This window comes from Euzebya pacifica (assembly GCF_003344865.1).
Taxonomy (GTDB): Bacteria; Actinomycetota; Nitriliruptoria; order Euzebyales; family Euzebyaceae; genus Euzebya; species Euzebya pacifica.
The window spans coordinates 2,093,287-2,117,736 of record NZ_CP031165.1 but is presented as its reverse complement, the minus strand read 5'-3'; the positions used below and the strand labels follow the sequence as shown (position 1 = coordinate 2,117,736).

Annotated in this window: 21 protein-coding genes and 1 pseudogene; 3 read left to right on the top strand and 19 right to left on the bottom strand. The window is 69.4% G+C overall.

All coding sequences use genetic code 11. The features are described 5' to 3' along the window. Window positions 1–23 precede the first annotated feature (23 nt). From DVS28_RS08810 to DVS28_RS08800, 3 genes are read right to left on the bottom strand one after another with little or no spacing between them, the layout of a single operon-like run. Complete coding sequence (locus DVS28_RS08810) at window positions 24–2,381, bottom strand: cell wall-binding repeat-containing protein (protein ID WP_114591128.1); 2,358 nt, start codon at window positions 2,379–2,381, stop codon at window positions 24–26. Window positions 2,382–2,441: 60 nt separating this feature from the next. Then, complete coding sequence (locus tag DVS28_RS08805; protein ID WP_245973585.1) at window positions 2,442–3,410, bottom strand: dihydroorotate dehydrogenase; 969 nt, start codon at window positions 3,408–3,410, stop codon at window positions 2,442–2,444. Beyond that, on the bottom strand, window positions 3,407–4,312 hold the full coding sequence (locus DVS28_RS08800; RefSeq protein WP_114591127.1) for a dihydroorotate dehydrogenase electron transfer subunit: 906 nt from the start codon (window positions 4,310–4,312) through the stop codon (window positions 3,407–3,409). The genes DVS28_RS08805 and DVS28_RS08800 overlap by 4 nt, the downstream gene beginning before the upstream one ends. Window positions 4,313–5,179: 867 nt before the next feature. Here DVS28_RS08800 and DVS28_RS29175 point away from each other — a divergent pair. Further along, entirely contained in the window at window positions 5,180–5,683 is a 504-nt protein-coding gene (locus DVS28_RS29175; protein WP_216826493.1) for a hypothetical protein, read from the top strand. Between the two features lie 97 nt (window positions 5,684–5,780). Next, window positions 5,781–6,200 carry a peptidoglycan-binding domain-containing protein gene (locus DVS28_RS08795; protein ID WP_216826492.1) on the top strand — a complete coding sequence of 140 codons (420 nt, stop codon included), beginning with the start codon at window positions 5,781–5,783 and terminating at the stop codon, window positions 6,198–6,200. A 72-nt stretch (window positions 6,201–6,272) separates the two neighbouring features. Here the strand turns inward: DVS28_RS08795 and DVS28_RS08785 are convergent. The 6 genes and pseudogenes from DVS28_RS08785 to pyrR form a co-directional block, all read right to left on the bottom strand. Beyond that, a pseudogene (locus tag DVS28_RS08785) lies at window positions 6,273–7,099 on the bottom strand (transposase). 136 nt (window positions 7,100–7,235) lie between these two features. Further along, window positions 7,236–10,568, bottom strand: a complete 3,333-nt coding sequence (gene carB, locus DVS28_RS08780; protein WP_114591123.1) for a carbamoyl-phosphate synthase large subunit — start codon at window positions 10,566–10,568, stop codon at window positions 7,236–7,238. After that, entirely contained in the window at window positions 10,568–11,716 is a 1,149-nt protein-coding gene (carA, locus tag DVS28_RS08775) for a glutamine-hydrolyzing carbamoyl-phosphate synthase small subunit (RefSeq protein WP_114591122.1), read from the bottom strand. The genes carB and carA overlap by 1 nt, the downstream gene beginning before the upstream one ends. Before the next feature lie 100 nt (window positions 11,717–11,816). Then, window positions 11,817–13,073, bottom strand: coding sequence for a dihydroorotase (locus DVS28_RS08770; protein WP_114594072.1), 1,257 nt, complete (start codon window positions 13,071–13,073; stop codon window positions 11,817–11,819). Window positions 13,074–13,135: 62 nt separating this feature from the next. After that, window positions 13,136–14,077 carry an aspartate carbamoyltransferase catalytic subunit gene (locus DVS28_RS08765; protein WP_114594071.1) on the bottom strand — a complete coding sequence of 314 codons (942 nt, stop codon included), beginning with the start codon at window positions 14,075–14,077 and terminating at the stop codon, window positions 13,136–13,138. After that, window positions 14,077–14,631, bottom strand: coding sequence for a bifunctional pyr operon transcriptional regulator/uracil phosphoribosyltransferase PyrR (pyrR, locus tag DVS28_RS08760; RefSeq protein ID WP_114591121.1), 555 nt, complete (start codon window positions 14,629–14,631; stop codon window positions 14,077–14,079). The genes DVS28_RS08765 and pyrR overlap by 1 nt, the downstream gene beginning before the upstream one ends. 482 nt (window positions 14,632–15,113) lie before the next feature. Between pyrR and DVS28_RS08755 the strand changes: the two genes are divergently transcribed. Next, window positions 15,114–16,034 carry a type IV toxin-antitoxin system AbiEi family antitoxin domain-containing protein gene (locus tag DVS28_RS08755; RefSeq protein WP_114591120.1) on the top strand — a complete coding sequence of 307 codons (921 nt, stop codon included), beginning with the start codon at window positions 15,114–15,116 and terminating at the stop codon, window positions 16,032–16,034. Between the two features lie 124 nt (window positions 16,035–16,158). Here the strand turns inward: DVS28_RS08755 and nusB are convergent, their stop codons facing one another. The 10 genes from nusB to pilM are packed head-to-tail and all read right to left on the bottom strand — an operon-like array spanning window position 16,159 to window position 24,449. Then, window positions 16,159–16,593, bottom strand: coding sequence for a transcription antitermination factor NusB (gene nusB, locus DVS28_RS08750; protein ID WP_164710221.1), 435 nt, complete (start codon window positions 16,591–16,593; stop codon window positions 16,159–16,161). Next, complete coding sequence (gene efp, locus DVS28_RS08745; RefSeq protein WP_114591119.1) at window positions 16,590–17,147, bottom strand: elongation factor P; 558 nt, start codon at window positions 17,145–17,147, stop codon at window positions 16,590–16,592. Before efp ends, nusB begins: the two co-directional genes overlap by 4 nt. 20 nt (window positions 17,148–17,167) lie before the next feature. Then, on the bottom strand, window positions 17,168–18,247 hold the full coding sequence (locus tag DVS28_RS08740) for a M24 family metallopeptidase (RefSeq protein ID WP_114591118.1): 1,080 nt from the start codon (window positions 18,245–18,247) through the stop codon (window positions 17,168–17,170). Further along, window positions 18,244–19,329, bottom strand: a complete 1,086-nt coding sequence (gene aroB / locus DVS28_RS08735; RefSeq protein ID WP_114591117.1) for a 3-dehydroquinate synthase — start codon at window positions 19,327–19,329, stop codon at window positions 18,244–18,246. Before aroB ends, DVS28_RS08740 begins: the two co-directional genes overlap by 4 nt. A 2-nt stretch (window positions 19,330–19,331) precedes the next feature. Beyond that, complete coding sequence (locus DVS28_RS08730; RefSeq protein WP_114591116.1) at window positions 19,332–19,919, bottom strand: shikimate kinase; 588 nt, start codon at window positions 19,917–19,919, stop codon at window positions 19,332–19,334. After that, the gene (gene aroC / locus DVS28_RS08725; protein ID WP_114591115.1) at window positions 19,916–21,205 is read right to left on the bottom strand and encodes a chorismate synthase; all 1,290 of its coding nucleotides are present in this window, start codon (window positions 21,203–21,205) and stop codon (window positions 19,916–19,918) included. The genes DVS28_RS08730 and aroC overlap by 4 nt, the downstream gene beginning before the upstream one ends. A 34-nt stretch (window positions 21,206–21,239) precedes the next feature. Further along, entirely contained in the window at window positions 21,240–22,034 is a 795-nt protein-coding gene (locus DVS28_RS08720; protein WP_114591114.1) for a hypothetical protein, read from the bottom strand. Beyond that, window positions 22,031–22,750 (bottom strand): type 4a pilus biogenesis protein PilO, encoded by a 720-nt coding sequence (pilO, locus tag DVS28_RS08715; RefSeq protein WP_114591113.1) that lies wholly within the window; start codon window positions 22,748–22,750, stop codon window positions 22,031–22,033. The genes DVS28_RS08720 and pilO overlap by 4 nt, the downstream gene beginning before the upstream one ends. Further along, entirely contained in the window at window positions 22,747–23,397 is a 651-nt protein-coding gene (locus DVS28_RS08710) for a hypothetical protein (protein WP_114591112.1), read from the bottom strand. The genes pilO and DVS28_RS08710 overlap by 4 nt, the downstream gene beginning before the upstream one ends. Next, window positions 23,394–24,449: a type IV pilus assembly protein PilM gene (gene pilM, locus DVS28_RS08705; RefSeq protein ID WP_114591111.1), complete on the bottom strand. Its 1,056-nt coding sequence runs from the start codon at window positions 24,447–24,449 to the stop codon at window positions 23,394–23,396. Before pilM ends, DVS28_RS08710 begins: the two co-directional genes overlap by 4 nt. Between the last annotated feature and the right edge of the window lies 1 nt (window position 24,450).

Here is a 24,450-nt window from a genome sequence, read left to right as displayed (position 1 = left end):
CCGGACCACGTTCGTCCGTCGAGCTAGCCGAGCAGCTCGCGCAGGGACGCCTCGACCGCCGGGGACAGCTCGTCCTCGGTGCCGACGAGGTTGACCGTGCCGAAGGCATCGCCGTTGGCGGCGAGCCAGCCGGTCGTCTCGGGCGAGCCCTCGGGGTCCTCGCCGTCGACCAGGAGGAACAGCGAGCCGGTCGCCGCGCCGACAAGCGCCTCGGGCCAGTCACGACCCGACGCCAGCCACATCGACGGCAGCGCCTCGCCCGTCCCGCTGGACGGGAGGGTGCGGGCCTCGTGCACGGCCAGCGACGTGCCGTAGCGGGTGTCCCCGGCCACGCGGTCCACCGACGACGCGATCGCGGCGATCTCGGCCTCGACGGTCCGTGACACCGCGGCGGTCCCACCGATGATCGTCACGTCGACGTCGTCGAGGCGCTGGGCGGTCTCGGCGGGCAGCCGCTCGCCGTTGACCAGCAGGATCGGCCGGTCCAGGACGCCAGCGCCGACGGCGTCCGGCCAGCCACGGGCGGGATCAGCGTGTTCGCCCTCGACCACGGTCACCGATCCCGAGCCGACCAGCCCACCGAGCTCGTCGACGATCAGGCCCGCGGTCTCGAAGCGGTTGTCGCCAGCGATGCGTCGCACGGTGACGCCGAGCTCGACCAGGTCGTCCTCGACGGCCGGGGCCAGCGCCGCGACGCCACCGAGCAGGACGGCGTCGGTCACCCCTCGACGGGTGATCTCCGCCTCGACCGGGGCCGACAGCCGGGCCGGGTCGCTCAGCAGCAGCGGGGCGTCCAGCGAACGGGCCAGGACCGTCCCGCCGAGGGCGTCGGCGTAGTCAGCGGTGGTGGCGATGACGACGGTGTCGGCCTCGACGACGGTGATCTCGGCGGCAGCTGCGGCGGTGGCCGGACGGGTGGGACCCTCGATCCGCCGGATCAACCGCTCCTCCTCGACCGCCGGTGTGCAGGTGTCCAGGGCAACCGGCACGTCCTCGGCGTCACCCTCCCACGTGGCGTCGGTGCCGGTGAAGTGGTTGCGGGCACCACGCGGGTCGAGCAGCAGGTGGATCAGCGGTTCGGCGGCCTGTCCCATGGGGACCTCGACCGTGCCGTCGTCGAGCTCGACCCAGCCGATCTCAAGCAGCTCGAGCGTCTGGCGGACGTGCGCGTGCTGCTCGGCGGTCAGCAGGTACCCGCAGGGAGGCGGGTCAACGGTGCCCTCTTCGCTGGGCGGCGGGCCGGACCCGTCGATGGTCGTGTCCTGGCGCTGCCCGTCGAAGTACATCGGGGCCGACCGCTCGGCACCCTCGACCGCCTTGCGGTCCCGCGCCTCGGCGGTGGCCGCCATGATCTCGGCCCCGCGCTCGTCGAGGAACTCCAGCGCCACCTCGATGGTCGCGCTCTGCGAGGCCACACGGCGGGACATGCCCTGGTCGATCACGTCGGTCGGGTCGACCGGGTTGACCAGCCGCGGGAGGACGGAGCTCTCCACGAGGATGCCCAGGGAGTTGCGCAGCCCGCCGAGGTTGCGAAGGATGCCCTCGTCGCCGTTGCCGGCGGTCTGGGTCAGGTCGACGTCGCCGAGGGACAGCAGGCCGTACTCGTCGGCGGTGAAGCCACGCTCCTCCACCCCGGGGAAGATGTGGTCGTTGACCAGCGAGAACGCCAGCTCGTAGACGGTGTCGTCGACGTTGACGTTGCGCGGCCACAGGACGGTGATGTCGTCGTCGTAGACCACGGGCGAGCCGCCGTACTCGTGCATGTCGAGCACCGCGTCGGGCTGCCAGTCACGGATGACCGACGCGACGGCCTGTGACTCGGCCTGGCGCAGGTTGAGGTGGTCGCGGTTGATGTCGGCCCCGGTGGAGTTGCCGCGGGCGTTGGCGTTGCGGCCGTCGGGGTTGACCGTCGGCGTGAACAGCACGGTCGCCGTCGTCAGCAGCTCCACGATCGCCGGGTCGTCGCTGAAGGCCAGGTCGCGCAGCTCGATCAGGCAGGCCTCACGGCCGGCGGGTTCGTTACCGTGGACCGAGCACGTGAAGTACATCGTCGGGCGGGTCAGCGCCTCCTCGACGCTCGGCGGCGCGGGTTCGCCGAGCACCACCAGCTGGATCGGGCGGTCCTCGAGCGAACGGCCGATCTCGGTGATCGCCACCCGGTCGCTGCCCTCGGCGACGGCGGCGAGGAACGCCTGCTCACCCTCCAGCGACGTCCAGTCCGACGCGCCGTTGTCCTCGAACTCCGTCGTCGGGCCCTCGGTCTGGGCGTGGGTCGGGGGCTGCACGGCCAGCAGCGCTGCGAGGAGCAGCACCACCGGGGCGAACAGCCGCCAGGACACGGAGCGTACGGGTGGCAGGACGGAGCGCAGTGAGGAGGGCATCGCCGGAGGATACGGGTGATACCGGTTGGTCCTTACGCCCCGGTCTCGCCCGCCCGGCGGTCAGATGCGCACGCCACCGATGAGCGACCGGGCGTGACGGATGCCGCGTTCGGCCAGCCAGTTCGGCAGCCCCTCCACGATCTCCATCGACGCCATGGGGTTGGCGAACGTGGCCGTGCCGATGGCGACAGCGCTGGCGCCGGCAAGCATGAACTCCACGACGTCCTCGACGGTGGCCGCACCGCCCATGCCGATGATCGGCAGGTCCGGCATGACGGAGTGGATCTGGTGGACCGCACGGATGGCGATCGGCTTGATCGCGGGGCCCGACAGCCCACCCATGCCCGCCGCGAGCTTGGGCTGGCGGGTCTCCACGTCGATCGCCATGCCGAGCACGGTGTTGATCAGCGAGACCCCGGATGCGCCCGCTTCGGCTGCCGCGTGGGCGATCGGGACGATGTCGGTCACGTCGGGCGTCAGCTTGGCGAACACCGGCACGGTGGCCACCCGCATGATGGTCGAGACAACCTCGGCGGCGGTGGCGGGGTGGGCGGCGAAGAGGCCTCCGCCCGCGTCGGCGTTCGGGGAGGAGATGTTGGCCTCGATGGCCACGATCCCCTCGAGGCCACGCAGCTTCTCGGCGACCTGGCGGTACTCGTGGACGGTGCGGCCGGCGATGGAGGCGATGATCGGCACGCCGTGGTGGACCAGCCACGGGTAGTCCAGCGACAGCCACCGCTCCACCCCGGCGTTCTGCAGGCCGATGGCGTTGAGCATGCCGCTGGCAGTCTCGGCCATGCGGGGGGTCGGCAGGCCGGGCCGCGGTTCCATGGTGATGGACTTGATGACCACGGCGCCCAGGCGGTTCACGTCGAAGAACCGGTTGATCTCCTGCCCGGACGCGAACGTGCCGCTGGCCGCAAGGATCGGGTTGCGCAGGATCATGTCGTCGAGCTGGACGCGGAGGTCCACCTCGGCGGGGGTGACGGGAGCCGAGCGGGCCTTGCGGGAGGACGGCACGGTGCTCACGCGTCGTCCTCGGGCAGCGGTTCGGGGATGTCGTGGACGGGCAGGGCGCCGATGGCGTCCCACTGGACCTTGGCGCCGTTGAAGACCGGACCCTCGATGCAGGACCGCAGGTTGTAGACCGCCCCCTTGCGCTCGACCGGCATGACGCAGGTCCAGCACACCCCGGTGCCGCAGGCCATGGCCTCCTCGACGGCGACACGGATGGGGACGCCACGGCTGGCGGCCAGCCCGGACACGTCACGCAGCAGCGGCATCGGCCCGGAGGCGTAGATCAGGCCGGTGCGACCGAGGTCGAGGTGGCGGTCCATCACGTCGAGGATGTTGCCCTCCTCCCCCAGCGACCCGTCCTCGGTGACGAGGATGGTGGTGGCGGACAGGCGCTTGGCCTCGATGGCGTTGAAGATGCCGTCGGCGTCCTTGGCCCCGATGATCATGTCGGCGCGGAAGCCGCGTTGCTGCAGGACACCGGCGAGGTACAGCAGCGGTGCGGCGCCGTACCCCTGACCGACGAGCAGGCAGCCGACGTTCTGCTTGGGCAGCGGGAACGGGGTACCGAGCGGCCCGACGAGGTCGACGGTGTCGTGCTTGACCCGGGAGGCCAACCAGCGGGTGCCCTCGCCGACGACGTCGAAGACGATCTCGACGGTGCCGGCCCAGGGGCCGTGACGGCTGACCTGGTAGATCGCGAACGGTCGGCGGAGCACCGTGGAGTGCCCCTCCACCCCGATGGTGACGAACATGCCGGGTTCGGCGCGGTCGGCCATCTCGGGGGAGACGAACGTGATCGAGTGGTACTTGCCGATCTTGCGGTACTGCAGGACCTCGCAGCGTGCGCGCAGCGGACCGGTGGCCCTGCCCTGGAACGGCGGGCCGTTGCCCTTGCTGGATACGAAAGTGCTCATCGGTTGGCTGGTGATGGTACCTGCGGAGTCAGGGACTCATACTCGGTCCGCCGTCCGCCGTCCGCCGTCCGCCGTCCGCCGTCCGTCAGGACTCGAGGCGCCGTCGACCACCACTGTGGACAGAAGGGCCACCGATGGGCACTCGTACGAAACCCTGCGAACTAGCTGTCGCGTATGAATTTGGCAATCTCTTGAACGTCTTTCACTGCTCTGGCCGGCACCTTCCCACCCATCTGCTCTACGACCATTCTCGCAAACGCTACCTTCGAAATTCGAGTGCGGAAACCTCCACGTCCGCCGCAGTAGTAATGTGTGCCCCTAGGGATCCTCTGTAGAACATCGTTTGGTAATCATCGACATAAGCGACTGGGGGCCTGCGAACGCAAAGTCGTCGTAGACCCGGTGAGGGGCACGGACCGTGTAGGAGGCGATGAAGTCACACGCTGGGACACCGCGCACATCACGATGCAGCATCGCGGTGTCTCGCGCCGCGCAAGCCATTCCTACCGGTCGAATGGCCAGGGGCGAACAACCTTGGGCGGAATACGATAACCCGAGTACCATTACTCAATGGCACTGGATCGATATCGAGTGGCGAACAGCTACAACGATCGGCTGGGACGGCGATCGAACATATTTTCGTCACGGGGAGGAGCTGCATTGACTCGCATCTTAGGTTCGCGTTGGCTGGTCTTGGGGGTGGTTCTCGCTGGAACTCTCTGCTGGCTCATTGTCGGGTTGGCCGGCGAAACGCCGCCCGCCACGGCCCAACAACAGCCCACAGAGGATGGCGATGGCCGAGCTGACAATCAGGAGGCCCCCCCTCCTGCCAATGAGGCCCCCTTCAAGACCTCTGACCGCGTCACCATGCTGCCCGACGACCTGATTTCTGTGGAGCTGCCCGAATTCGCCCCGCCCATGGGCGAGGGCGTCGCTGCAACCGAAACGCTTGCGTCCGACCTGAGCGCACAGCCGGTTCGACGGCTCACCAATGGGCCGCTGGGCGACCCGTCCACCACCCGGGTAATCATCACCATTGTTTCCCCAACCAACGGCAACGGGCCCACGTTGGGTGAATTCGTCTCATGGAACGCCAGCGCCACTGCCGGGGCGGCTGAGGAGGGCGCCGGGGACGAGGGTCATGGCGACAAGGCCCTGGACATCACGGCAGCCGAGCTGGCGGGCGACATCCTCGAAGAGGTCGAGGTCCGCGGGCTTCCCGGAGTTCGTGTAATCCGCAACAATGGTTTCGAAGACCTGTTCTTCGCACAGGCGGACGGCTCGATCGTCAACGTCTACGTCAAGGGCCCGATTCCCCCCGAGGGCATCGTTTCCTTCACTGAGGCACTGGTTGAGGAGGCAACTTCTTGATGCGGCGAACATTCATGTCCATTGCTATCTCCACGCTCTTGATGGTCGGCATGATCGGAACCGCGATAGCCTCACCACTGGATGGGTAGGCACCACCGTGACCGACGACTTTCAGTCCGATGAACACACGCTATGCAACGGCTGTTCGGTGTCGACTGGAAACTACGTCGCTATGTGGCAACTGTTCTTGCGAGCGGACTACGCATTTACTGCGGCTTGCGGCAATATCGACGGGTTCTGGGGGAGCTCGACGCGAAACGCCACCAAGACGTATCAAGCCCTCTACGGCCTCTCGCAGGACGGCATTGTCGGGGGAAACACGTGGAACGCTGCCGACAACAACCTTCTCCGGGTCGATTCAACTCAAATAGACTATCGCGGTGACACCATCACCCCAGTATTGAGCAAGGAGGGCACAGGGTTGGCCCCCTACTTCTTGGAGTACTGGAACAGCGGGGACGGGGTTATTCGCTTCAGTGATACCGTCCACCCCGTCAATGACATGCGGAAGTGCTGATATCCGCGTCAAAGGACGGCCACTGCGAGTCGCGCAGTGGCTGTTTGCCAGTGTCACGGACGATTCATGGCCCTACGCGATCAAGTTGCGAAAGCCATGCCCGTTTCGCTTGATCCGTTTCACCAGACCGTTGATCGCCTCGGTCCTTCCGTTGCTGAGCCCGTCGGTGGTGAAGTAGGCCAACACCTCGGTCCGCCACCGCCGGATCGTCTTGCCGAGCCTGCGGATCTCGGGGATGTCCACTTGTCATTGAGCCGTTCGGCACCGGTCAGCAGAATCCTGCGGATCCCGTACAGCGGGTCGCCCTTGAACCCTCGGTGGCCCGTCTGTTCCTGCTGGACCCGCCTGCGGACCTCGTCCACCACGGTGTTGGCCAGCTTCACCACATGGAATGCGTCGACGACGACGGTGGGGGCGTCCAGACCACCAACCAGGGCATTGAAGTAGCCGCGATGCGGGTCCAGGGCGACCTTCTCCACCGCCGACAGCCACGGATCGTCCCGGCCCTCGAGCCAGTCGGTGACCGCCGATCCGGCCCTGCCCGGGACGATGTCCAGCAGCCTGGACCGGTTCAGGTCGACCAAGCCGGTCACGAACGTCGTTCGTCGCTTGCGCAGGTAGGACGCCTTCAGGAACGACCTCTCGTCCACCCCCAACGACGACACGCCGGCGGTGCGGGCCGGATCATCGACCAGCGGCAGCCCGTCATCGGTCACCTCGTGCATCGCCGACCCATGCCGGGGTCGGGCGACGTCGTCGCGCCGCTCGGTCCACGTGGCGGTGGGGCACAACGGCTCGCGGCAGCGCCAGATCCGCTTGGACCACACCAGCCGGCACGGCCTGCCACCGATCGCCAGATCCCGGACCTGCACGGTCCGCCGGTCGTGCGCGGCGGCCACCACCCTCAGGGCTTCACAACCCAGGCGTCCCCGACCTTGTCTCCACGCTCAGTCGTGAGGGGCCCGTTTGCCACCTAGGCAGCAATCGCCGAGGCCGGCGACTTCGAGAGAACACAGTCTCCGACCGGCCGCTGGGTCAGCGCTCGGCGAGCTCGCGGTGGTAGTCCTGCAGCGACCGGACGTCGCCGTCGGACTGGCGGAGCGCCTCGATGCCCTGGATGGCGGCGAGGATGCCCGGCAGGGTCGTGATGCACGGGATGCCGTGGCTGACCGCGGCGGTGCGGATCTCGTAGCCGTCGGCGCGGGCGCCGATGCCGGTCGGGGTGTTCAGCACGAGGTCGATCTCGCCGTCCTCGATGCGGTTGACGACCGACGGGCCGCCGTCGCTGAACTTGCCGATGATCTCCGCGTCCACGCCGGCACGCTGCAGCGTCTCCGCCGTCCCTGCCGTGGCGACGATGTCGAAGCCGAGCTGCGCCAGCCGCTTGACCGGGAAGATCATCGCGCGCTTGTCACGGTTGGCCAGCGAGCAGAAGACCCGTCCCTTGAGCGGCAGGATCATCGCGCCGGTGCCGGCCTGGGACTTGGCGAACGCCACACCGAAGTCGGGGTCGATGCCCATGACCTCACCGGTGGAGCGCATCTCCGGGCCCAGCCGCGTGTCGACGCCGGGGAACCGGTTGAACGGCAGCACGGCCTCCTTCACGGCGTTGAACGGCAGCGTCGGTCCGTCGACGGCGTCGGGACCGAGGTCGAGGTCGGCCAGCTTGGCGCCGGACATGACGGTGGCGGCGACCTTTGCCAGCGGCACACCGGTGGCCTTGGAGATGAACGGGATCGTCCGGGACGCGCGCGGGTTGGCCTCGATCACGACGATCTCGGAGTCCCGCACGGCGAACTGGATGTTGATCAGCCCACGGGTGCCCAGCGCCTCGGCGATGGCGGCCGCGTGCGCCTTCAGGATCCCCTGGGTGACCTTGCCGAGGGTCAGCGGCGGGACGACGCACGCCGAGTCACCGGAGTGGATGCCGGCCTCCTCGATGTGTTCCATGACCCCGCCGACGAACGCGTCGGTGCCGTCGAAGACCGCGTCGACGTCGACCTCGGTGGCGTTCTCGAAGAACCGGTCGACGAGCACCTCGCCCTCGCCGGCGTTCTTGTCCAGCCACTCCGTCATCTGCTCGGCGGTGTAGACGATCTCCATCGCCCGGCCGCCCAGCACGTAGGAGGGACGGACCAGGACGGGGAAGCCGATGCGTTCGGCGATGCCCAGGGCGTGCTCGACGGACTGCGCGACGGCGCCCGGGGGCTGGCTGATGCCGAGCCGCTCGAGGATGGCGTTGAACCGGCCGCGGTCCTCGGCCAGGTCGATGGCGGCCGGCTTGGTGCCCATGATCGGCACACCCTCCGCCTCCAGCGCCCCGGCGATCTTCAGCGGGGTCTGCCCGCCGAACTGCACGAGGACACCGGCCACGCCGTGTTCGTCGATGGCCACCGACGGGCCGATGCGCGGGGTCGCCCCCTCGGCGTGGGCGATCTCCAGCACGTCCTCCAGCGTGAGCGGCTCGAAGTACAGCCGGTCCGCGGTGTCGTAGTCGGTGGAGACCGTCTCGGGGTTGCAGTTGACCATCACGGTCTCGTAGCCCGCGTCGCGGAGGGCGAAGACGGCGTGGACGCAGCAGTAGTCGAACTCGATGCCCTGGCCGATGCGGTTGGGCCCCGAGCCGAGGATGATCGCGCGCGGCTTGTCGGCCGGGCGGATCTCGCTCTCCTCCTCGTAGGTGGAGTAGTAGTAGGGCGTCTCGGCGCCGAACTCGCCGGCGCACGTGTCGACGGTCTTGTAGACGGGGCGCAGGCCGGTCTCGTGGCGACGTTCGCGGACCTCGACCTCCTCCGCGCCGACGACGTTGGCGATGAGGGCGTCGGAGAAACCCATCCGCTTGGCGCGGCGCAGCAGGTCGTCGTCGACGTTGGCCAGCAGCTCGGAGCCGCGCAGCTCGCGTCGCATCTCCACGATCTGCAGGATCTGGTCGACGAACCACGGGTCGTAGCCCGACAGCGCCGCGACCTGGCCGAGGTCCCAGCCACGGGTCAGCGCGGCGTCGACCCAGTGGATCCGCTCGGCGGTGGGGGTGGCGACCCGGTCGGCGAGCTCGGTCGGGTCCAGCGCGCTGCCGGTCCCCTCCCCTGCCTCGCCACCACGGCCGGTCAGGCCGATGGTGCCGTTCTCCAGCGACCGGAGCGCCTTGTTCAGCGACTCCTTGAAGGTCCGGCCGATCGCCATGACCTCGCCGACGGACTTCATCTGGGTGCCGAGGGTGTGGCTGGCCCCGGGGAACTTCTCGAAGGCGAACCGCGGGATCTTGGTGACGACGTAGTCGATGGACGGCTCGAAGGCGGCCAGGGTCGACTTGGTGATGTCGTTGGGGATCTCGTCGAGGGTGTAGCCGACGGCCAGCAGGGCCGCGATCTTGGCGATCGGGAAGCCGGTGGCCTTGGACGCCAGCGCCGAGGAGCGGCTGACACGCGGGTTCATCTCGATGACGACCATGCGGCCGTCGGAGGGGTCCACGGCGAACTGCACGTTGGAGCCACCGGTGGCCACTCCCACCTTGCGCATGACGGCGAAGGCGGCGTCGCGCATCACCTGGTACTCGGTGTCGGAGAGGGTCTGGGCGGGGGCGACGGTGATGGAGTCGCCGGTGTGCACGCCCATCGGGTCGAGGTTCTCGATCGTGCAGATGACCACGCAGTTGTCGGCGTGGTCCCGCATGACCTCCAGCTCGTACTCCTTCCAGCCGAGCAGCGACTCGTCGATCTGGACCTCACCGATGGGGCTGGCCTCGAGGCCCTCGCGGACCATGCGCTCGAAGTCCTCGGGGGTCTCGACGATCCCGGAGCCGGCGCCGCCGAGGGTGTAGGAGGAGCGGACGAGCAGCGGGTAGCCGAACTCCTCGGCCAGCTTCTGGGCCTCGGCCATGGCGGCGGGGACCTGGGCCAGGTCGTGCTCACGGCCGATCGAGACGCGGCCGGCACGCGCCTGCTCGAGGCCGATCTCGCGCATCGCGGTGTTGAACGAGCGACGGTCCTCGGCCAGGTCGATGGCGTCGATGCTGGCGCCGATCATCTCCACGCCGTGCCGTTCGAGGACACCGGCCTTGGCCAGGTCCATGGCGACGTTGAGGCCGGTCTGCCCACCGAGGGTGGGAAGGATCGCGTCGGGCTTCTCCTTGGCGATCACCTTCTCCACGAACTCCACGGTGAGCGGCTCGACGTAGGTGGCGTCGGCGAACTCGGGGTCCGTCATGATCGTCGCCGGGTTGGAGTTCACCAGGATGACCCGGTAGCCCTCGCGGCGGAGGACCTTGCAGGCCTGGACGCCGGAGTAGTCGAACTCGCAGGCCTGGCCGATGACGATCGGCCCGGACCCGAGGATCAGGATGGACTGGATGTCGGTGCGCTTCGGCATTACTGGTGGCGCTCCATCAGGTCGATGAACTGCCCGAACAGGTAACGGGCGTCGTGCGGGCCGGGGGCGGCCTCGGGGTGGTACTGGACGCTGAAGGCGGGCAGGTCGACCAGCGCCAGCCCCTCGTTGGTCCAGTCCGACAGGTTGACGTGGGTCTGCACGACGGCGCCGAACGGCCCGTCCTCGGGCAGGGACTCGGCGTCGACGGCGAACCCGTGGTTCTGGGAGGTGATCTCCACCGACTCGCCCTCCCGGGCGAGATGGGGAACACGGCTGTCGGGCGCCCCCGCGTCGTTGCGGACGGCGTGGTTGGCGCCGCGGTGGCCGAACTTCAGCTTGTAGGTCTCCGCCCCGGCGGCCTTGGCCAGCAGCTGGTGGCCGAGGCAGATGCCGAAGGTGGGGGTGCCGGTCGGCAGGATCTCGGCGATCGCGGCGATGCCGGCCTTGACCGCGGCGGGGTCGCCGGGGCCGTTGGACAGGAACACGCCGTCGGGCTCGTGGGCGAGCACGTCCTGGGCCGAGGTGCCGGCCGGGACGACCGTCAGGTGGCAGCCGGCGTCGTTGAGCAGCCGGACGATGTTGGTCTTGATGCCGAAGTCGTAGGCGACGACCCGGAAGCGGGCGTCGTCGGGGCCGACCTCGTAGACCTCGCGGGTCGAGACCTCGCTGGCCAGCTCCGCGCCCTCCATGGTGGGGGCGTCCTGGACCCGGCGGAGCAGCTCGTCGGCGTCGGGGATCTCGGTGGAGATGACCCCGCGCATGGCGCCGGCCTCGCGGATGTGGCGGACCAGCATGCGGGTGTCGATCTCGGCGATGCCGACCGCGCCGGCCTCGGCGAGGCCGTCCCCGAGCGAGCCCTTGGCCCGGTGGTTGGAGTGCATCCGGGCGGCCTCGCGGACGATGAACCCGCTGACCTGCACCCGGTTGGACTCGGCGTCCTCGGGGGTCAGCCCGTAGTTGCCGATGTGCGGGTAGGTCATCGTGACCAGCTGCCGGTGATAGGAGGGATCGGTGAGGATCTCCTGGTAACCGGTAAGAGCGGTGTTGAACACGACCTCGCCGAAGGCGGTCCCCACGGCACCGAAGCCGAGGCCTCGGAAGGTGGTGCCGTCCTCCAGGACGAGGGTGGCGGTGGGAGCGGTGGCCATCAGACGACCTTTCCATCATTCAGCGTGCTGTGTTCGCCCAAGGGGGCTGCCGCCCCCTTTCGAACCCCCGCGGGGGCGGTGCCGTTCGTCGCGGAAGCCATCAGACGACCTTTCCATCATTGAGCGTGAACTTGCCTCGGAGGACGGTGTGGACCGCGCGGCCGCGGACCTCGTGCCCCTCGAAGGCGGTGTTGCGGCTGCGGGTGCGCAGCTCGTCGCCGACGACCGACCAGATGACGCCGGGGTCGAACAGCAGCAGGTTGGCGGGTTCGCCGGCGGTGATCGGCCGGCCGTGCCCCTCGATGTCCCTTGCCTTGGCGGGGCCGGAGGACAGCAGCGCGAGCGCCTCGGCCATGCTCAGCGTGCCGTTGCCGCGCTTGTCGGGGCAGGCGTCGGGGTCGACGAGCTCGGCGAGGATGACCGAGAGGGTGGTCTCCAGGCCCACGGTGCCGGCCGGCGCGTAGGACCACTCGTGGTCCTTGTCGTCCGGCGGGTGGGGGGCGTGGTCGGACGTGATCGCGTCGATCGTGCCGTCCTGCAGGCCCTCGCGGAGGGCGGCGATGTCGTCGGGGGTACGCAGCGGCGGGATGACCTTGAACCGGGTGTCGTAGTCGACGAGGTTGGAGTCGTCGAGGACCAGGTGGTGCGGGGTGACGTCGCAGGTCACGCGCACGCCCCGGGCCTTGGCGTCGCGGACCAGCTCGACGGCCCGGCGGGTCGACAGGTGCGGGACGTGCAGACGGGCACCGGCCCGCTCGGCGAGGATCAGGTCACGGGCGACGATGATCTCCTCGGCCTCCCGCGGGCTGCCCTTCAGCCCCAGCCGCGAGGACATCGCCCCCTCGTGCATCTGCGCGCCCTCCGTCAGGGAGGTGTCCTCGGGGTGGTTGGCGATGATCGCGTCCCACGTGCGGGCGTAGAGCAGCGCACGGCGCATGACCTGGCTGGACACGACGGCGTGATGGGCGTCGGAGAACGTCCGCACGCCGGCCTCGTGCATGGCGCCCATCTCGGCCAGCTCGTGGCCGGCCCGCCCCTTGGTGATGGCGCCGACGGGGAAGACGTCGCAGCGGCCGGTCTCCCGGGCCAGGCGCAGGACCTGCTCGACGATGCCGGCGTGATCCATCGCCGGTTCGGTGGTCGGCATGGCGCTGACAGCGGTGTAGCCCCCGGCCGCGGCGGCGGCGGTGCCGGTGGCGATGATCTCGGAGTCCTCGCGCCCCGGCTGGCGCAGGTGGGAGGACAGGTCGACCAGGCCGGAGGTGCAGATCAGCCCCTCGCACTCGATGCGCAGGCCGGCGGACTCCTCACCGACCGAACGGATGACCTCGCCCTCGACCACGACGTTGCCCGTCATGGTGCTGGCGTTGACGGGGTCGACGATCTGGCAGTTCGCGAACGTGTAGGTGCGCTTGCTGGTCACGCGGGGGTCACCTCCGAGACGGCCCCCGCCTGTTCCCCGCCCAACATCAAGTACAGACACGCCATCCGCACCGCCACACCGTTGGTGACCTGGTCGACGATGACGGCCTGCTCGGCGTCGGCCACGTCGGCGGAGATCTCCACCCCTCGGTTCATCGGGCCGGGGTGCATCACGATGGCGTGCTCGGGCATGACCTCGAGCCGGTCGATGTCCATCCCCCAGATCCGGGCGTACTCGCGGACGGAGGGGAAGAACTGCTCGGCCATGCGTTCGTTCTGGACCCGCAGCAGGTAGCAGACGTCGAGGTCGGCGAGCATGCCGTCGAGGTCGTGGCTGACCGTGACGTCCCAGCTGTCGACCTGCGCCGGCATGAGGGTTGGCGGGCCGACGAGGGTGACCTCGGCCCCCATGATCCGCAGGCCCTGGACCAGGCTGCGGGCGACCCGGGAGTGGACGACGTCCCCGCAGATAGCCACGTTGAGCCCTTCGAGGCGGCCCATGCGCTCGCGGATGGTGAACAGGTCGAGGAGCGCCTGGGTGGGGTGCTGGTGCCAGCCGTCACCGGCGTTGAGGACCTTCGCGTCGACCCACTCCGTCAGCCGGCGGGGAGCGCCGCTGGAGGAGTGGCGGATGACGATGGCGTCCACGCCCATGGCCTGGAGGGTGAGGGCGGTGTCCTTCAGCGACTCGCCCTTGCTGACGCTCGAGCCCTTGGCGGAGAAGTTGATGACGTCGGCCGACAGCCGCTTCTCGGCCACCTCGAAGGAGATCCTGGTGCGGGTCGAGTCCTCGTAGAAGAGGTTGCAGACCGTGCGGCCGCGGAGGACGGGGACCTTCTTGATGGGTCGGACGGCGATGTCCTTGAGCCCCTCGGCGGTGTCGAGGATGCGGGTGATCATCCCGGCGTCGAGGTCCTCGATGGACAGGAGGTCGTCGATCACTGGGGGCCTCCGAGGATGAGGACCTCGTCACCGGCCTCGTCGACCTCGGCGAGGTGGACCTGCACGTCCTGGTCGCGGGAGGTGGGGAGGTTCTTGCCGACCACGTCGGCGCGGATCGGCAGCTCGCGGTGCCCCCGGTCGACGAGAACGGCCAGGCGGACGGCGGCGGGCCGTCCCTGGTCCATGACGGCGTCCATGGCGGCCCGGATGGTGCGGCCGGTGTAGAGCACGTCGTCGACTAGGACGACGGTGCGGCCGTCGATGGAGCCGGGGAAGCGCGTCTTGCCGAGCGGCAGGGGGCCGGTCCGGGCGTAGTCGTCGCGGTACAGCGTGACGTCGAGCAGCCCCTGTGGCACCTCGTCGCCGTCGATCTCGGCGATGCACGCGGCGAGTCGTTCGGCCAGCGGGACCCCGCGGGTCTGGATCCCCATGAGGACCAGTCCATCTGAGACCGAGCGGCCGTCCCCACCGGCGGCGTGGTTCTCGAGGATCTGATGGGCCATGCGCATCAGCGCGCGGTCGATGTCGTCTGGTGACAGCACTCGTGTCACGGGTGGCTCCTTCCCGGCCTCGCAGGACCGGCCTTAAAGGTGCGAGTGGCGTTCGGTGGAGACTAGCAGCCACCCCCCTCGTTCCCCGACTCGAGGGCCGCCATATGGACAGGCACACAACAAAACCCCGGGTGCCGTTGGGGACGGGGTGTGGTGGTGGGTTGGTCGGCCGTCGGGTCGGTCGGCCTGGCGCGGTCGGCCGGTCGTCGGGTGAGCGGCCGGTCGTCGGGTGGGCAGCCGGTCGTCGGGTGGGCAGCCGGTCGTCGGGTGGGCGGCCGGTCGGCGGGGCGGCCCACCCCACGCGTGTCGGGTAATCACGACGGGCGGCCCGATATCCGACACGCGGCCGGGGCGGTGGTCCCTCCAACCCCGACGCGTGTCGGGCAATCACGACGGGCGGCCCATTTTCCGACACGCAACGTTGTCCACAGCCGGTGGCATGTTCTGCTCGGCGGGCGGGAGGGATGGACCACGCTTCGTCCATGACGCCTGGAGAACGCGACACGCTGACCCGGTTCCTTCGCCGCAACGACCAAGCCATCACCAAGGACGAGGCGCTGGCCGTTGGACTACGACCCGGCCAGCTGCGGCGGTTGGCCGAGCGAGGCGAGCTGCGCCGAAGTCGCCAGGGCCTCTACGTCGTGCCCTCGGCGTCGCTGTCGATGGCGCAACGGGTGGCCGTGGCCGTCCGCGTGGCGACCACGCCGGCATACGCCGCGCGGTTCAGCGCGCTCGCTCTCCACGGCATCCGCTTGCCCAGCCATGCCGCCTCTCGGCCCGAGGTGGTGGTCCGCGGCACGTGTCGGCCAGATCTCGGGGAGGGTGTCGTCGTCCATCGCACGGTACAACTCGAGGACATCGACCTGACCGCGGTCGCGGGGATTCCCTCGACCACCGTGGAACGCGCGGTCATCGACGTCGCCAGCGGGTTGTCGACGGTTCAACGGCTGCGCCTCGTCGACCAGGTCCTCTTCACCGGGGCGGCCGACCGCGACACTCTCGTCCTGCGGAGCGATGCCCTGCAGCGAGGACGGCCCGGCGTGCGGACGATCCTCCGGGTGGCCTCCTCGAGGGGGCAGCAACGCTTCCGGTCCGACCTCGAGCGGGTGGCGTTCCCCCTCCTCCGGGCTGCTGGCCTCGACGACCTGCAGACCAACGTCGTGCCCCGCCACGCACCCGGTGCAGGCGAGATGGACGCCGTGTCGGAACGCTTCCGGGTCATCGTCGAGCTGGACGGCCTGCGTTTCCACGCCGACGGGCGGGCACGACAACGGGACAACGTGAAGGGCAACGCGGCGGTGCTGGGCAGCTACACGCTGCTGCGGTTCACGTGGGCGGACGTCATGGAGCGGCCGGAACGGATCCAGGCCCACGTCCGAACCGTCATCCGCCGGGCCGCCTGACCCCGACGCGTGTCGGGCAATCACGACGGGCGGCCGTAAACCCGACAAGCGAACGGGGTGGTGGGCCGGCCAAGCCCTCCGCGTGTCGGGCAATCACGACGGGCGGCCGAAAACCCGACAAGCCTTAGAGGAGGTCGCGGTCGCGGGCGACGGCGGCGAGGATGCCGTTGACGAAGCGGGGGGAGGAGTCGGTGGACAGGGACTTGGCCAGCTCCACCGCCTCGTCGATCGCCACGGCGGGCGGGACCTCGTCGATGTAGAGCAGCTCGGCCAGGCCCAGGCGCAGGACGTTGCGGTCCACGCCGGGCATGCGGTCCAGCGTCCAGCCCTCGGCTCGCTCGCCGATCAGCTGGTCGATGTCGTACCGGTTGTCGGCCACGGTCGTGACCAGCGTGCGGGTGAACTCGTCGACCCAGCCGCCCTCCGGGTCGTCCAGCAGCGTCCCCGCCGGCACGCCACGCAGGTCAGCAGCGAACAGGACCTCGAGCGCCTTCGTCCGGGCCTCGGTACGCGACATCGACCGCCCGGACCCCGGTACGGAGTCCTCGGCGGCGGTCATGCGCGGGAGATGTAGTCGCCGGAGCGGGTGTCGACCTTGATCTTCTCGCCGATGTTGACGAACAGGGGAACCTGCACCTCGGCACCGGTCTCGAGGGTGGCCGGCTTGCTCGCGCCGCTGACGGTGTTGCCGGCGACGCCGGGCTCGGTCTCGGTGATCTCCAGCTCCACGTTCGCGGGCAGGGAGAAGTCGATGACCTCGCCTTCGTAGAACGTCAGCTCGATGACGTCGGACTCCTTGGTCCACTTCATCGCGTCGACGACGACCTCCTGCGGCACGAAGGTCTGCTCGTAGGTGTCGGTGTCCATGAACACGTACTGCTCGCCGTCCTGGTACAGGTACTGCAGCTCGGTCCGGGTGACGATGGCCTGCTCGAGGTCCTCACCGGCGCGGAACGTGCGGTCCACGATCTTGCCCTCGGGGACGCTCTTGAGCTTGGTGCGGACGAACGCCGGGCCCTTGCCGGGCTTGACGTGCTGGAAGTAGTCGATCTTCCACAGCTTGTCGTCGATCTTGACGGTCATGCCGTTCTTGAGGCTGTTGGTCGAAACCATGGTGGTCTCCTGAAGACGTGTTAGAGGACGATGAGGTCGTGGGAGGCCGTGGTCAAGCGCTCGCCGTCGGTGTGCCCTACCAGCACGACGTCTTCGATGCGGACCCCGCCGAGCCCCGGGACGTAGACGCCCGGCTCGACCGTGATGGCCATCCGATCGCGCAGTGTACCGGTTGACTGAATCCCCAGGAACGGCTCCTCGTGGATCATCAGGCCAACCCCGTGGCCGGTGCCGTGCCGGAAGTCCGCGCCGTGCCCCGCCTCGGCGATGACCCCGCGGCAGACCGCATCCAACGCTTTCGCCTCGATGCCGTCGCGCACCGCCTCCACTCCCGCCTGCTGGGCACGACGGACCAGGTCGTACAGGTCGGTCAGGTCGGAACCGACCGCGCCCACCGCGACGGTCCGGGTCATGTCGGCGTGATAGCCGTCGACGCGGGCACCGAAGTCCATGGTGAGGAGCTCGCCGCGGCCGACGGGACGATCGGAGGGTGAGTGGTGGGGCACCGCACCGTTGGGTCCGGCAGCGACGATGGGGGCGAACGCCGAGGCCTCGGCACCTCGGACGGTCATGTCGTCCAGCAGCCGTCGCGCGATCTCGCGTTCGGTCAGCCCGGGGGCGATCCAGCCGAGCGCCGCCTCGAACGCCTCGACGGTGATCGTGCAGGCCCGACGCAACGCGGCGATCTCGTGGTCGTCCTTGACGGCCCGCACCTCCGCCAGCAACCCCGACGTGGGCACCAGCTCGACGTCCTCCAGCAGGTCGGTCAGCTCGCGCACGACGGCCCACGGCAGCACGTCGGCCTGGACGGCCAACGACCCCTCGACGCGGATGTCACCCAGCCATCCCCAGGTACGGTCGATGACGAGCTCCGCGGCCGGCGCCTCCGCCTTGGCCCGGAGGGTGTAGCGGTCGTCGGTGACCAGCACGGCGGGGCCGGTGGATCGGACCAGCGCACGGCCGGCGGAGCCGCTGAAGCCGGTCAACCAGCGGACGCTCGGCAGCTCGGTGACGAGCAGGGTCTCGATGCCGGCCTGCGCCATCGCCTCCTGCAGCCGGGCCACACGTCGCCCCAGGAGTTCAACGGGGACGATGGTCATGCCATGGAACGCAGGACGTCGTCGACGATGCCGCGACGGGGTTCGTCGATGACCTCGGCCTGACCGGGCCGCCGGCTGATGATGAACCGCACGCCGTCGCGGGCCTTCTTGTCGCGGGCCATGACGTCCCAGACGGCGCCGGGGTCCAGCCGGAGGCCGCGTGTGGGCAGACCGAGGCCGTCCAGCACGGCGACGGTGCGGTCGGCCAGCCCCTTCTCCGCGATGTCCAGCCGCTCCCCCAGGCGGGCGGCGAAGACCATGCCGAGGCCGACGGCCTCGCCGTGGCGGTAGGTCCCGTAGCCGGTCAGCGCCTCGATGGCGTGGCCGACGGTGTGGCCGTAGTTGAGAAGCGCCCGTCGTCCGGACTCGCGCTCGTCGTCGGAGACGATCTCGGCCTTGACCGTCGACCCGCGGCGGACGATCTCGCGCAGTACGTCGGGCTCGCCGGCGGTGGCCGAACCCGGCCGTTCCTCCAGCAGCTCCAGCACCACCGGGTCGGCGATGAACCCGTACTTGGCGACCTCGCCCAGGCCTGCCCGACGTTCGCGGTCGGGCAGGGTCGCCAGCGTCGCGACGTCGCTGATGACGGCGAGCGGCTGGTGGAAGGAGCCGACGAGGTTCTTGCCCTGTGCGAGGTTGATGCCGGTCTTGCCGCCGATGGCGGAGTCGACCTGGGCGAGCAGCGTCGTGGGGACCTGCACCAGCGCCACGCCACGGTTCCAGGTGGCGGCCGCGAAGCCGGCGAGGTCGCCCACCACTCCCCCACCGAGGGCGATCACGACGTCGTCGCGCAGCAGCGGGATGCCGGCGAAGCGCGACCAGAGCGCGGCCAGGGTGTCGGTGGACTTGGCCTGCTCGCCGTCGGGGACACGGATGACCGCCAGCGCCAGGCCGGCGGCCTCGACCGCGGTGGACACGGCCTCGCCGTAGTGCTCCCAGACGACCCCGTTGGTGACCACGACGGCGTTGCGCGCATGGGCGGGCCACGGGACGAGGTCGTGGAGGTCGGCGATCAGCCCGGCACCGACGTGGATGTCATAGCTACGGGCGCCGAGCGCGACGTGGATGGTGTCGTGGGTCATGGTCAGGGTCGTTCCTCGGGGCTGAGCACGCCGGGTTGCTGCATCGCCCACGCCAGCACTTCCTGGGCCACGACCTCGGAGGATCGTCCCAGCGTGTCCAGCACGTAGACCGCGCTGGTGGCGTAGGCGTCGTACCGCTCGGCACGCAGGGCGCTGAGGCGGCTGTGCAGGACGGCCGGGTCCCGGTCCCCCTCCAGCAGGGGTCGTTTGTTGGGTTTGGCCGACGAGGCGAGCCGGCCGACCAGCACGTCGATGGGGACGTCGATCCAGACGATGTCGCCGGTCTCGCGCAGGTGGGTGACGTTGTCGGGGTCCATGACGACGCCGCCGCCGAGGGACACGACTTGGCCCCGCAGTGCGGCGACGTGGCGGACGGCGTCGCGCTCCATCAGGCGGAAGACGGCCTCGCCCTGGTCGGCGAAGATCGTTGCGACGCTGCGGCCGGCGGTTTCCTCGACCTGCTTGTCGGTGTCGACGAAGGGCCGGTTGAGCAGCTCGGCGACGATCCGGCCGATGGTGGACTTGCCGGACCCCATCATCCCGGACAGGACGATGTTGCGGCCCTGCTGGTTAGGGGTGTCGGCGGTCACGGGGTGTCGTCCCGCAGCGTTCCGGCGTCGGTGCCCTCCGGGGTGCGGTAGCCGCGTTCGTCGACGGGGTCGCCCTGGTAGCCCTCGGCGACGGGGCCGCGGGGGCGGTCGACGCCGGCGAGGTAGCCCTGCAGGTTGCGGGTGACCTCGCCCAGGGAGTCGCCGCCGGTCTTCTCCAGCAGCGCCGATGCGAGCTCCATGGCCACGACCGCCTCGGCGACCACGCCGGCGCGGGGAACGGCGCAGACGTCGGAGCGTTGGGTGATGGCCTCGGCCGGACCGCGAGTGGCGGTGTCGACGGTGGAGAGGGGACGCATGAGGGAGGAGAGGGGCTTCATCGCGGCGGTGACGCGGAGGACCTCGCCGGTGGTCATGCCGCCCTCGAGCCCGCCGGCCCGGTGGGTCTTGCGGACGAAGCGGCCGTCCTCGCCGGGAAGGATCTCGTCGTGGGCGACCGAGCCGGGGACGGCTGCCGAGCCGAACCCGTCGCCAACGCCGACGCCCTTGAACGCCTGGATGCTCATCAGCGCGGCGGCCAGGCGGGTGTCGAGCTTGCGGTCCCAGTGGACGTGGGAACCGAGGCCCGGCGGGAGGCCGTGCACGACGACCTCGACGACACCGCCGAGGGTGTCGCGTTCGGACTTGGCCCGGTCGACGCGGTCCTGCATGGACTGGCTGACGTCGGGGTCGAGGCAGCGCATCGGGTCCTCGTCGATGCGGTCGAGGTCGTTCGGGCCGGGGAGGGGGTGTTCCTCGCCGACGGCGACCTCGGCGATACGGGTGACGTGGGAGAGGACTTCGACCCCGACGTGGCGGAGGAGGCGTTTGGCGAACCAGCCGAGGCCGACGCGGGTGGCGGTCTCGCGTGCGCTGGCGCGTTCGAGGACGTTGCGGGCGTCGTCGAAGTCGTACTTCTGCATGCCCACGAGGTCGGCGTGGCCGGGGCGTGGGCGGGTGAGCGCAGCACCGCGGCCGGTTGCCTGGAGGGCGTCGGGGTCCTCGGGCGCCTCGATGCCCATGGCCTCGGTCCACTTCTCCCACTCGGTGTTGTGGATGACGAGCGCCACGGGCGACCCGAGGGTCAGGCCATGGCGGACGCCGCCGAGGATCTCGATGCGGTCGAGCTCGAAGTTCATCCGTGGCGAGCGCCCGTAGCCGAGGCGGCGGCGGGCGAGCTCGTGGCGGATGCCGTCGAGGTCGGTTGGTACTCCGGCGGGGAGGCCGTCAAGGATGCCGACGAGGGCGGGTCCGTGGGACTCCCCTGCGGTCAGGTAGCGCAGGGTCACAGTGCGAGCATCCTAGCCGGGTGGTGGGCCCGGCCTACTTGACGATGGTTTCGCCGGCGCAGAGCGTGAAGCGGGAGTCGCCGAACAGCATGATCGCGCACTGTCCGTCTATGTCGAGCAGCTGGAAGCGTTCGGCGAAGACCTGTCCTTCGGCGATGCCCTCGTGGAGGGTCTCGTCGATGGTGACGTCGAGGCTGTCGCCGGTGAGGGAGACGGCGTCGAGGGTGATCTCGGTGCTGCCGGCGGCGGGGCCGACGGGCTCGTAGATCTCCTCACCGACGTCGCCCTGGGGGGCGGTGCCGTCGGCTGGGGCCTCGTCGTTGTCCACAGGCGGAGTGGTGGGCGCGTCGCTGCTGTCGTCGGAGGACGACGAGCCGCTGGTCGTGCCGGAAATCGTGCTTCCGGTCGTGCCGACGGTCACCTCGGTGTCATCACCCGCGTCCACATCGACGTCCACGATGACGTCGGGGTCATCAGCGGGTTGGACGTTCGCTTCACCGCTCTCGACCTCCACGACCAGCTGCTGGAAGGGATCGCGGGCGGTGAAGATGCCGAACGTCTCGGGGACCGGTTCGCCGAAGAGGGTCTCGATCTCGTCGTCGCTGAGGGTCGGATCGTCCGGGTTCTCCGTGCCGGGCACGGAAGTGCCGTCCTCGGGCACGACGACCGGCGGGTCGGCCGGGTCGACGGAGCCGACCTCGTCGTCACCGCCGAGCAGCGGCGCGAGGACGAAGGTCCACAGGGCGTAGAGGGCAGCGAGGCCCACGACGACGCCGAGGATGATCTGCAGCGGCTTGCTGACCTGCTGCTGGCCGTCGGCCGTGCTCATCGCGTCCCTCCTGCGGCCATGGCGACCTCATCGCCACCTGCGGTCATGCTGATCTCATCGTCCTCGGCGTCGGGGGCGCCCTCGTCACCCTCCGGGGTTTCGGTTGCGCCCTCGACAGGAGCGTCGGGATCGATCACGGGTGCGTTGGGGTCCGCAGGCGGGACGATCAGCGCGAAGATCGATCCACGGATGCTGGAGGACAGGCGGGGGAAGCCGCCCTCTCCTTCTTCGAGGGTGATCTGTCGGACGAGCATCGCTCGAGCGACCTCCACCTCGATGCGCCGCAGGAAGTCCGCCGCTTGGAAGTAGCCTCCCTCGAGCTGGATCTCCGCGTCGATGCGACCGAGCACCAGGCCCGGTTGCGCGGGGGGCGGAGCGCCTTCGATGACTGCCGGATCCGAGAAGGTCAAGGACTCAACCGTCAGTCCGGAGGCATCCGCAGCCAGCTGGATCTGGCGCACCAACGAGGCTTGTGACGGGTTGACCGGGATGTACTGCTCCAGACGAGCAAGATCCGCCTGGATCTGCACCTCCTGCTCGCGGATGTCGCGGAGCTGGGCGATCTGGGTCCGCAGCTGGCCTTGCTGGGTGACGAGCGTGGCCGTCTCCGCTTGCAGGGCCTGCTGCTGGGTGCGGGCGGGACCGTAGAACAGGAACCACCACGCAACCGTCAGCACGACGACGGCGGCGAGTACGGAAAGCCAGACGCGGGTCATCGGGTGACCTCCGGAAGACCATCCGCGTAGCGACCGGTCCGGTTGTCCTCGTCGAGCCGAACCTCGGCGTCGAAGTTGGTCACGCCGACGTCACCGATCTCCGCTTGGGCGGCGTTGGACAGGTACTGCTGGAAGAACGAGTCGACCTGCCCGAAGCGCAGCAGGACTGACTCGACACCCGGCGCGAAGCGTTCGGTGGAGTAGCCGCTGACGTTGAGGAACCCGACGTCCGCAGCGTCGTTCTCTGTGAAGACCTCGTTCGCCGCGGGCGCCCCCTCGTTGAGTGCACCGTCGAACGTCGTCAACGACGCTGTTGTCGGCACCGAGAGCGCAAGGTTGTTGAGGATCTGGGCCCACGACACCTCCTCATCCATCGCAGTGGTGAGGATGGCGTTGGTGGCGTTGAGGCGGTCCGCGAGATCCTGGAACGCCGCGAGTGACTGCACCTCGGCCTGGAGGCGGTTGACCTCGGCCTGTGCCGTGTCGCGCTCGTCCTTGGCGTCGTTGACCGCACCGAGCTGTCCGAGCAGCACGAATGCGAGCAACGCGGCCCATGCGGCGACGACCAGCACGCCGACACCGACCATGCGGCGCTGGCGGCTCCGTTCCTCGAACTCCCGTGGGAGGAGGTTGACACGAACACTCATTCGAGCGCTCCCATCGCCAGGCCGACGGCGACGGCGAGGAAGGGTTCGGCCTCGGCCAGCTGTGCGGGCTCGAGGTCGACCTTGCCGATCTGCAGGCTCTGCATGGGGTGTCCGCGGTCGACAGGGAGCCGAACGGCCTCAGCGAGGCGCTCGGCGAGGTTGGGCAGCTCGGCGCCGCCGCCGCTGAGGATCACGCGCTCGACCTGCACGGAGTCACCCTGGGCACGGTAGTAGTCCAACGAGCCGCGAACCTCGTCGATGAACCGCTGCGCACGCTCGGAGATCATCGAGCCCTCGGGCGACCCGGGGGCGTGGCCGGCGGACTTCATGGCCTCTGCTTGTTCCCAGGACACACCGAAGGAGTTCTGGAGGGACTCGGTGACCGAGTTGCCCCCCATGAGCAGGATGCGGACGAAGCGTGGGATGCCGCCGGAGTGCACCACGATGTTGGTGACAGTTGACCCAACGTTGACGATCAGCTCACCGGTCGTGACGGTGCGTGGCTGGCCCTCCTCGACGGGAGCCGGCTCGTCGGCGAGGGCTCGCAGCAGCGCGAAGGCGTCGAGGTCAAGGAGGACCGGTTCGAGCTTGGCCTTCTTCATGACCGCCAGTAGCTCGTCGACCATCTCGCGAGCCGCAGCCACGAGCAGGAGGCGGGACATCGCGGTTCCGTCGGGGTTGGCGTACTCCTCGAGGATCTCGAAGTCCAGCAGCGCCTGGTCGACGGGGATCGGAATGTAGTCCTGCACCTGGAAGGGCAGCGATTCGCGCAGCTGCGCCTCGGGGAGGGACGGAAGGTCGACTTGCCGGACGACGACCTGCTGGTTCGCCACGCCCAGGGCCACCTTCTTGCCCTTGAACTTGTAGCGACTCATCAGGATCTGGAGCGCCTCGACGACGGCGTCGGGGTCGACGATCTCACCGTCGCGCACCGCGCCTGGGGGCAGCATGACCTGCCCGAGGCGGTCGAGGGTATGTCCACCCTTGCCGCCAGTCAGCTGCACAGCGCGAACGGCGCTGGAGCCGATGTCGAGTCCGATTGCGGAAGCCATG

What these genes read in the sequence shown, in the direction of transcription:
- DVS28_RS08720 (WP_114591114.1), bottom strand. Translation starts at nt 22,034, where the DNA reads ATGAGCACGGCCGACGGCCAGCAGCAGGTCAGCAAGCCGCTGCAGATC.
- DVS28_RS08810 (WP_114591128.1), bottom strand. Translation starts at nt 2,381, where the DNA reads ATGCCCTCCTCACTGCGCTCCGTCCTGCCACCCGTACGCTCCGTGTCC.
- DVS28_RS08710 (WP_114591112.1), bottom strand. Translation starts at nt 23,397, where the DNA reads ATGAGTGTTCGTGTCAACCTCCTCCCACGGGAGTTCGAGGAACGGAGC.
- carB (WP_114591123.1), bottom strand. Translation starts at nt 10,568, where the DNA reads ATGCCGAAGCGCACCGACATCCAGTCCATCCTGATCCTCGGGTCCGGG.
- aroB (WP_114591117.1), bottom strand. Translation starts at nt 19,329, where the DNA reads ATGACCCACGACACCATCCACGTCGCGCTCGGCGCCCGTAGCTATGAC.
- pilO (WP_114591113.1), bottom strand. Translation starts at nt 22,750, where the DNA reads ATGACCCGCGTCTGGCTTTCCGTACTCGCCGCCGTCGTCGTGCTGACG.
- DVS28_RS08800 (WP_114591127.1), bottom strand. Translation starts at nt 4,312, where the DNA reads ATGAGCACTTTCGTATCCAGCAAGGGCAACGGCCCGCCGTTCCAGGGC.
- DVS28_RS29175 (WP_216826493.1), top strand. Translation starts at nt 5,180, where the DNA reads ATGCTGCCCGACGACCTGATTTCTGTGGAGCTGCCCGAATTCGCCCCG.
- carA (WP_114591122.1), bottom strand. Translation starts at nt 11,716, where the DNA reads ATGGCCACCGCTCCCACCGCCACCCTCGTCCTGGAGGACGGCACCACC.
- DVS28_RS08770 (WP_114594072.1), bottom strand. Translation starts at nt 13,073, where the DNA reads ATGACGGGCAACGTCGTGGTCGAGGGCGAGGTCATCCGTTCGGTCGGT.
- nusB (WP_164710221.1), bottom strand. Translation starts at nt 16,593, where the DNA reads ATGACCGCCGCCGAGGACTCCGTACCGGGGTCCGGGCGGTCGATGTCG.
- DVS28_RS08740 (WP_114591118.1), bottom strand. Translation starts at nt 18,247, where the DNA reads ATGACCATCGTCCCCGTTGAACTCCTGGGGCGACGTGTGGCCCGGCTG.
- pilM (WP_114591111.1), bottom strand. Translation starts at nt 24,449, where the DNA reads ATGGCTTCCGCAATCGGACTCGACATCGGCTCCAGCGCCGTTCGCGCT.
- DVS28_RS08755 (WP_114591120.1), top strand. Translation starts at nt 15,114, where the DNA reads ATGACGCCTGGAGAACGCGACACGCTGACCCGGTTCCTTCGCCGCAAC.
- efp (WP_114591119.1), bottom strand. Translation starts at nt 17,147, where the DNA reads ATGGTTTCGACCAACAGCCTCAAGAACGGCATGACCGTCAAGATCGAC.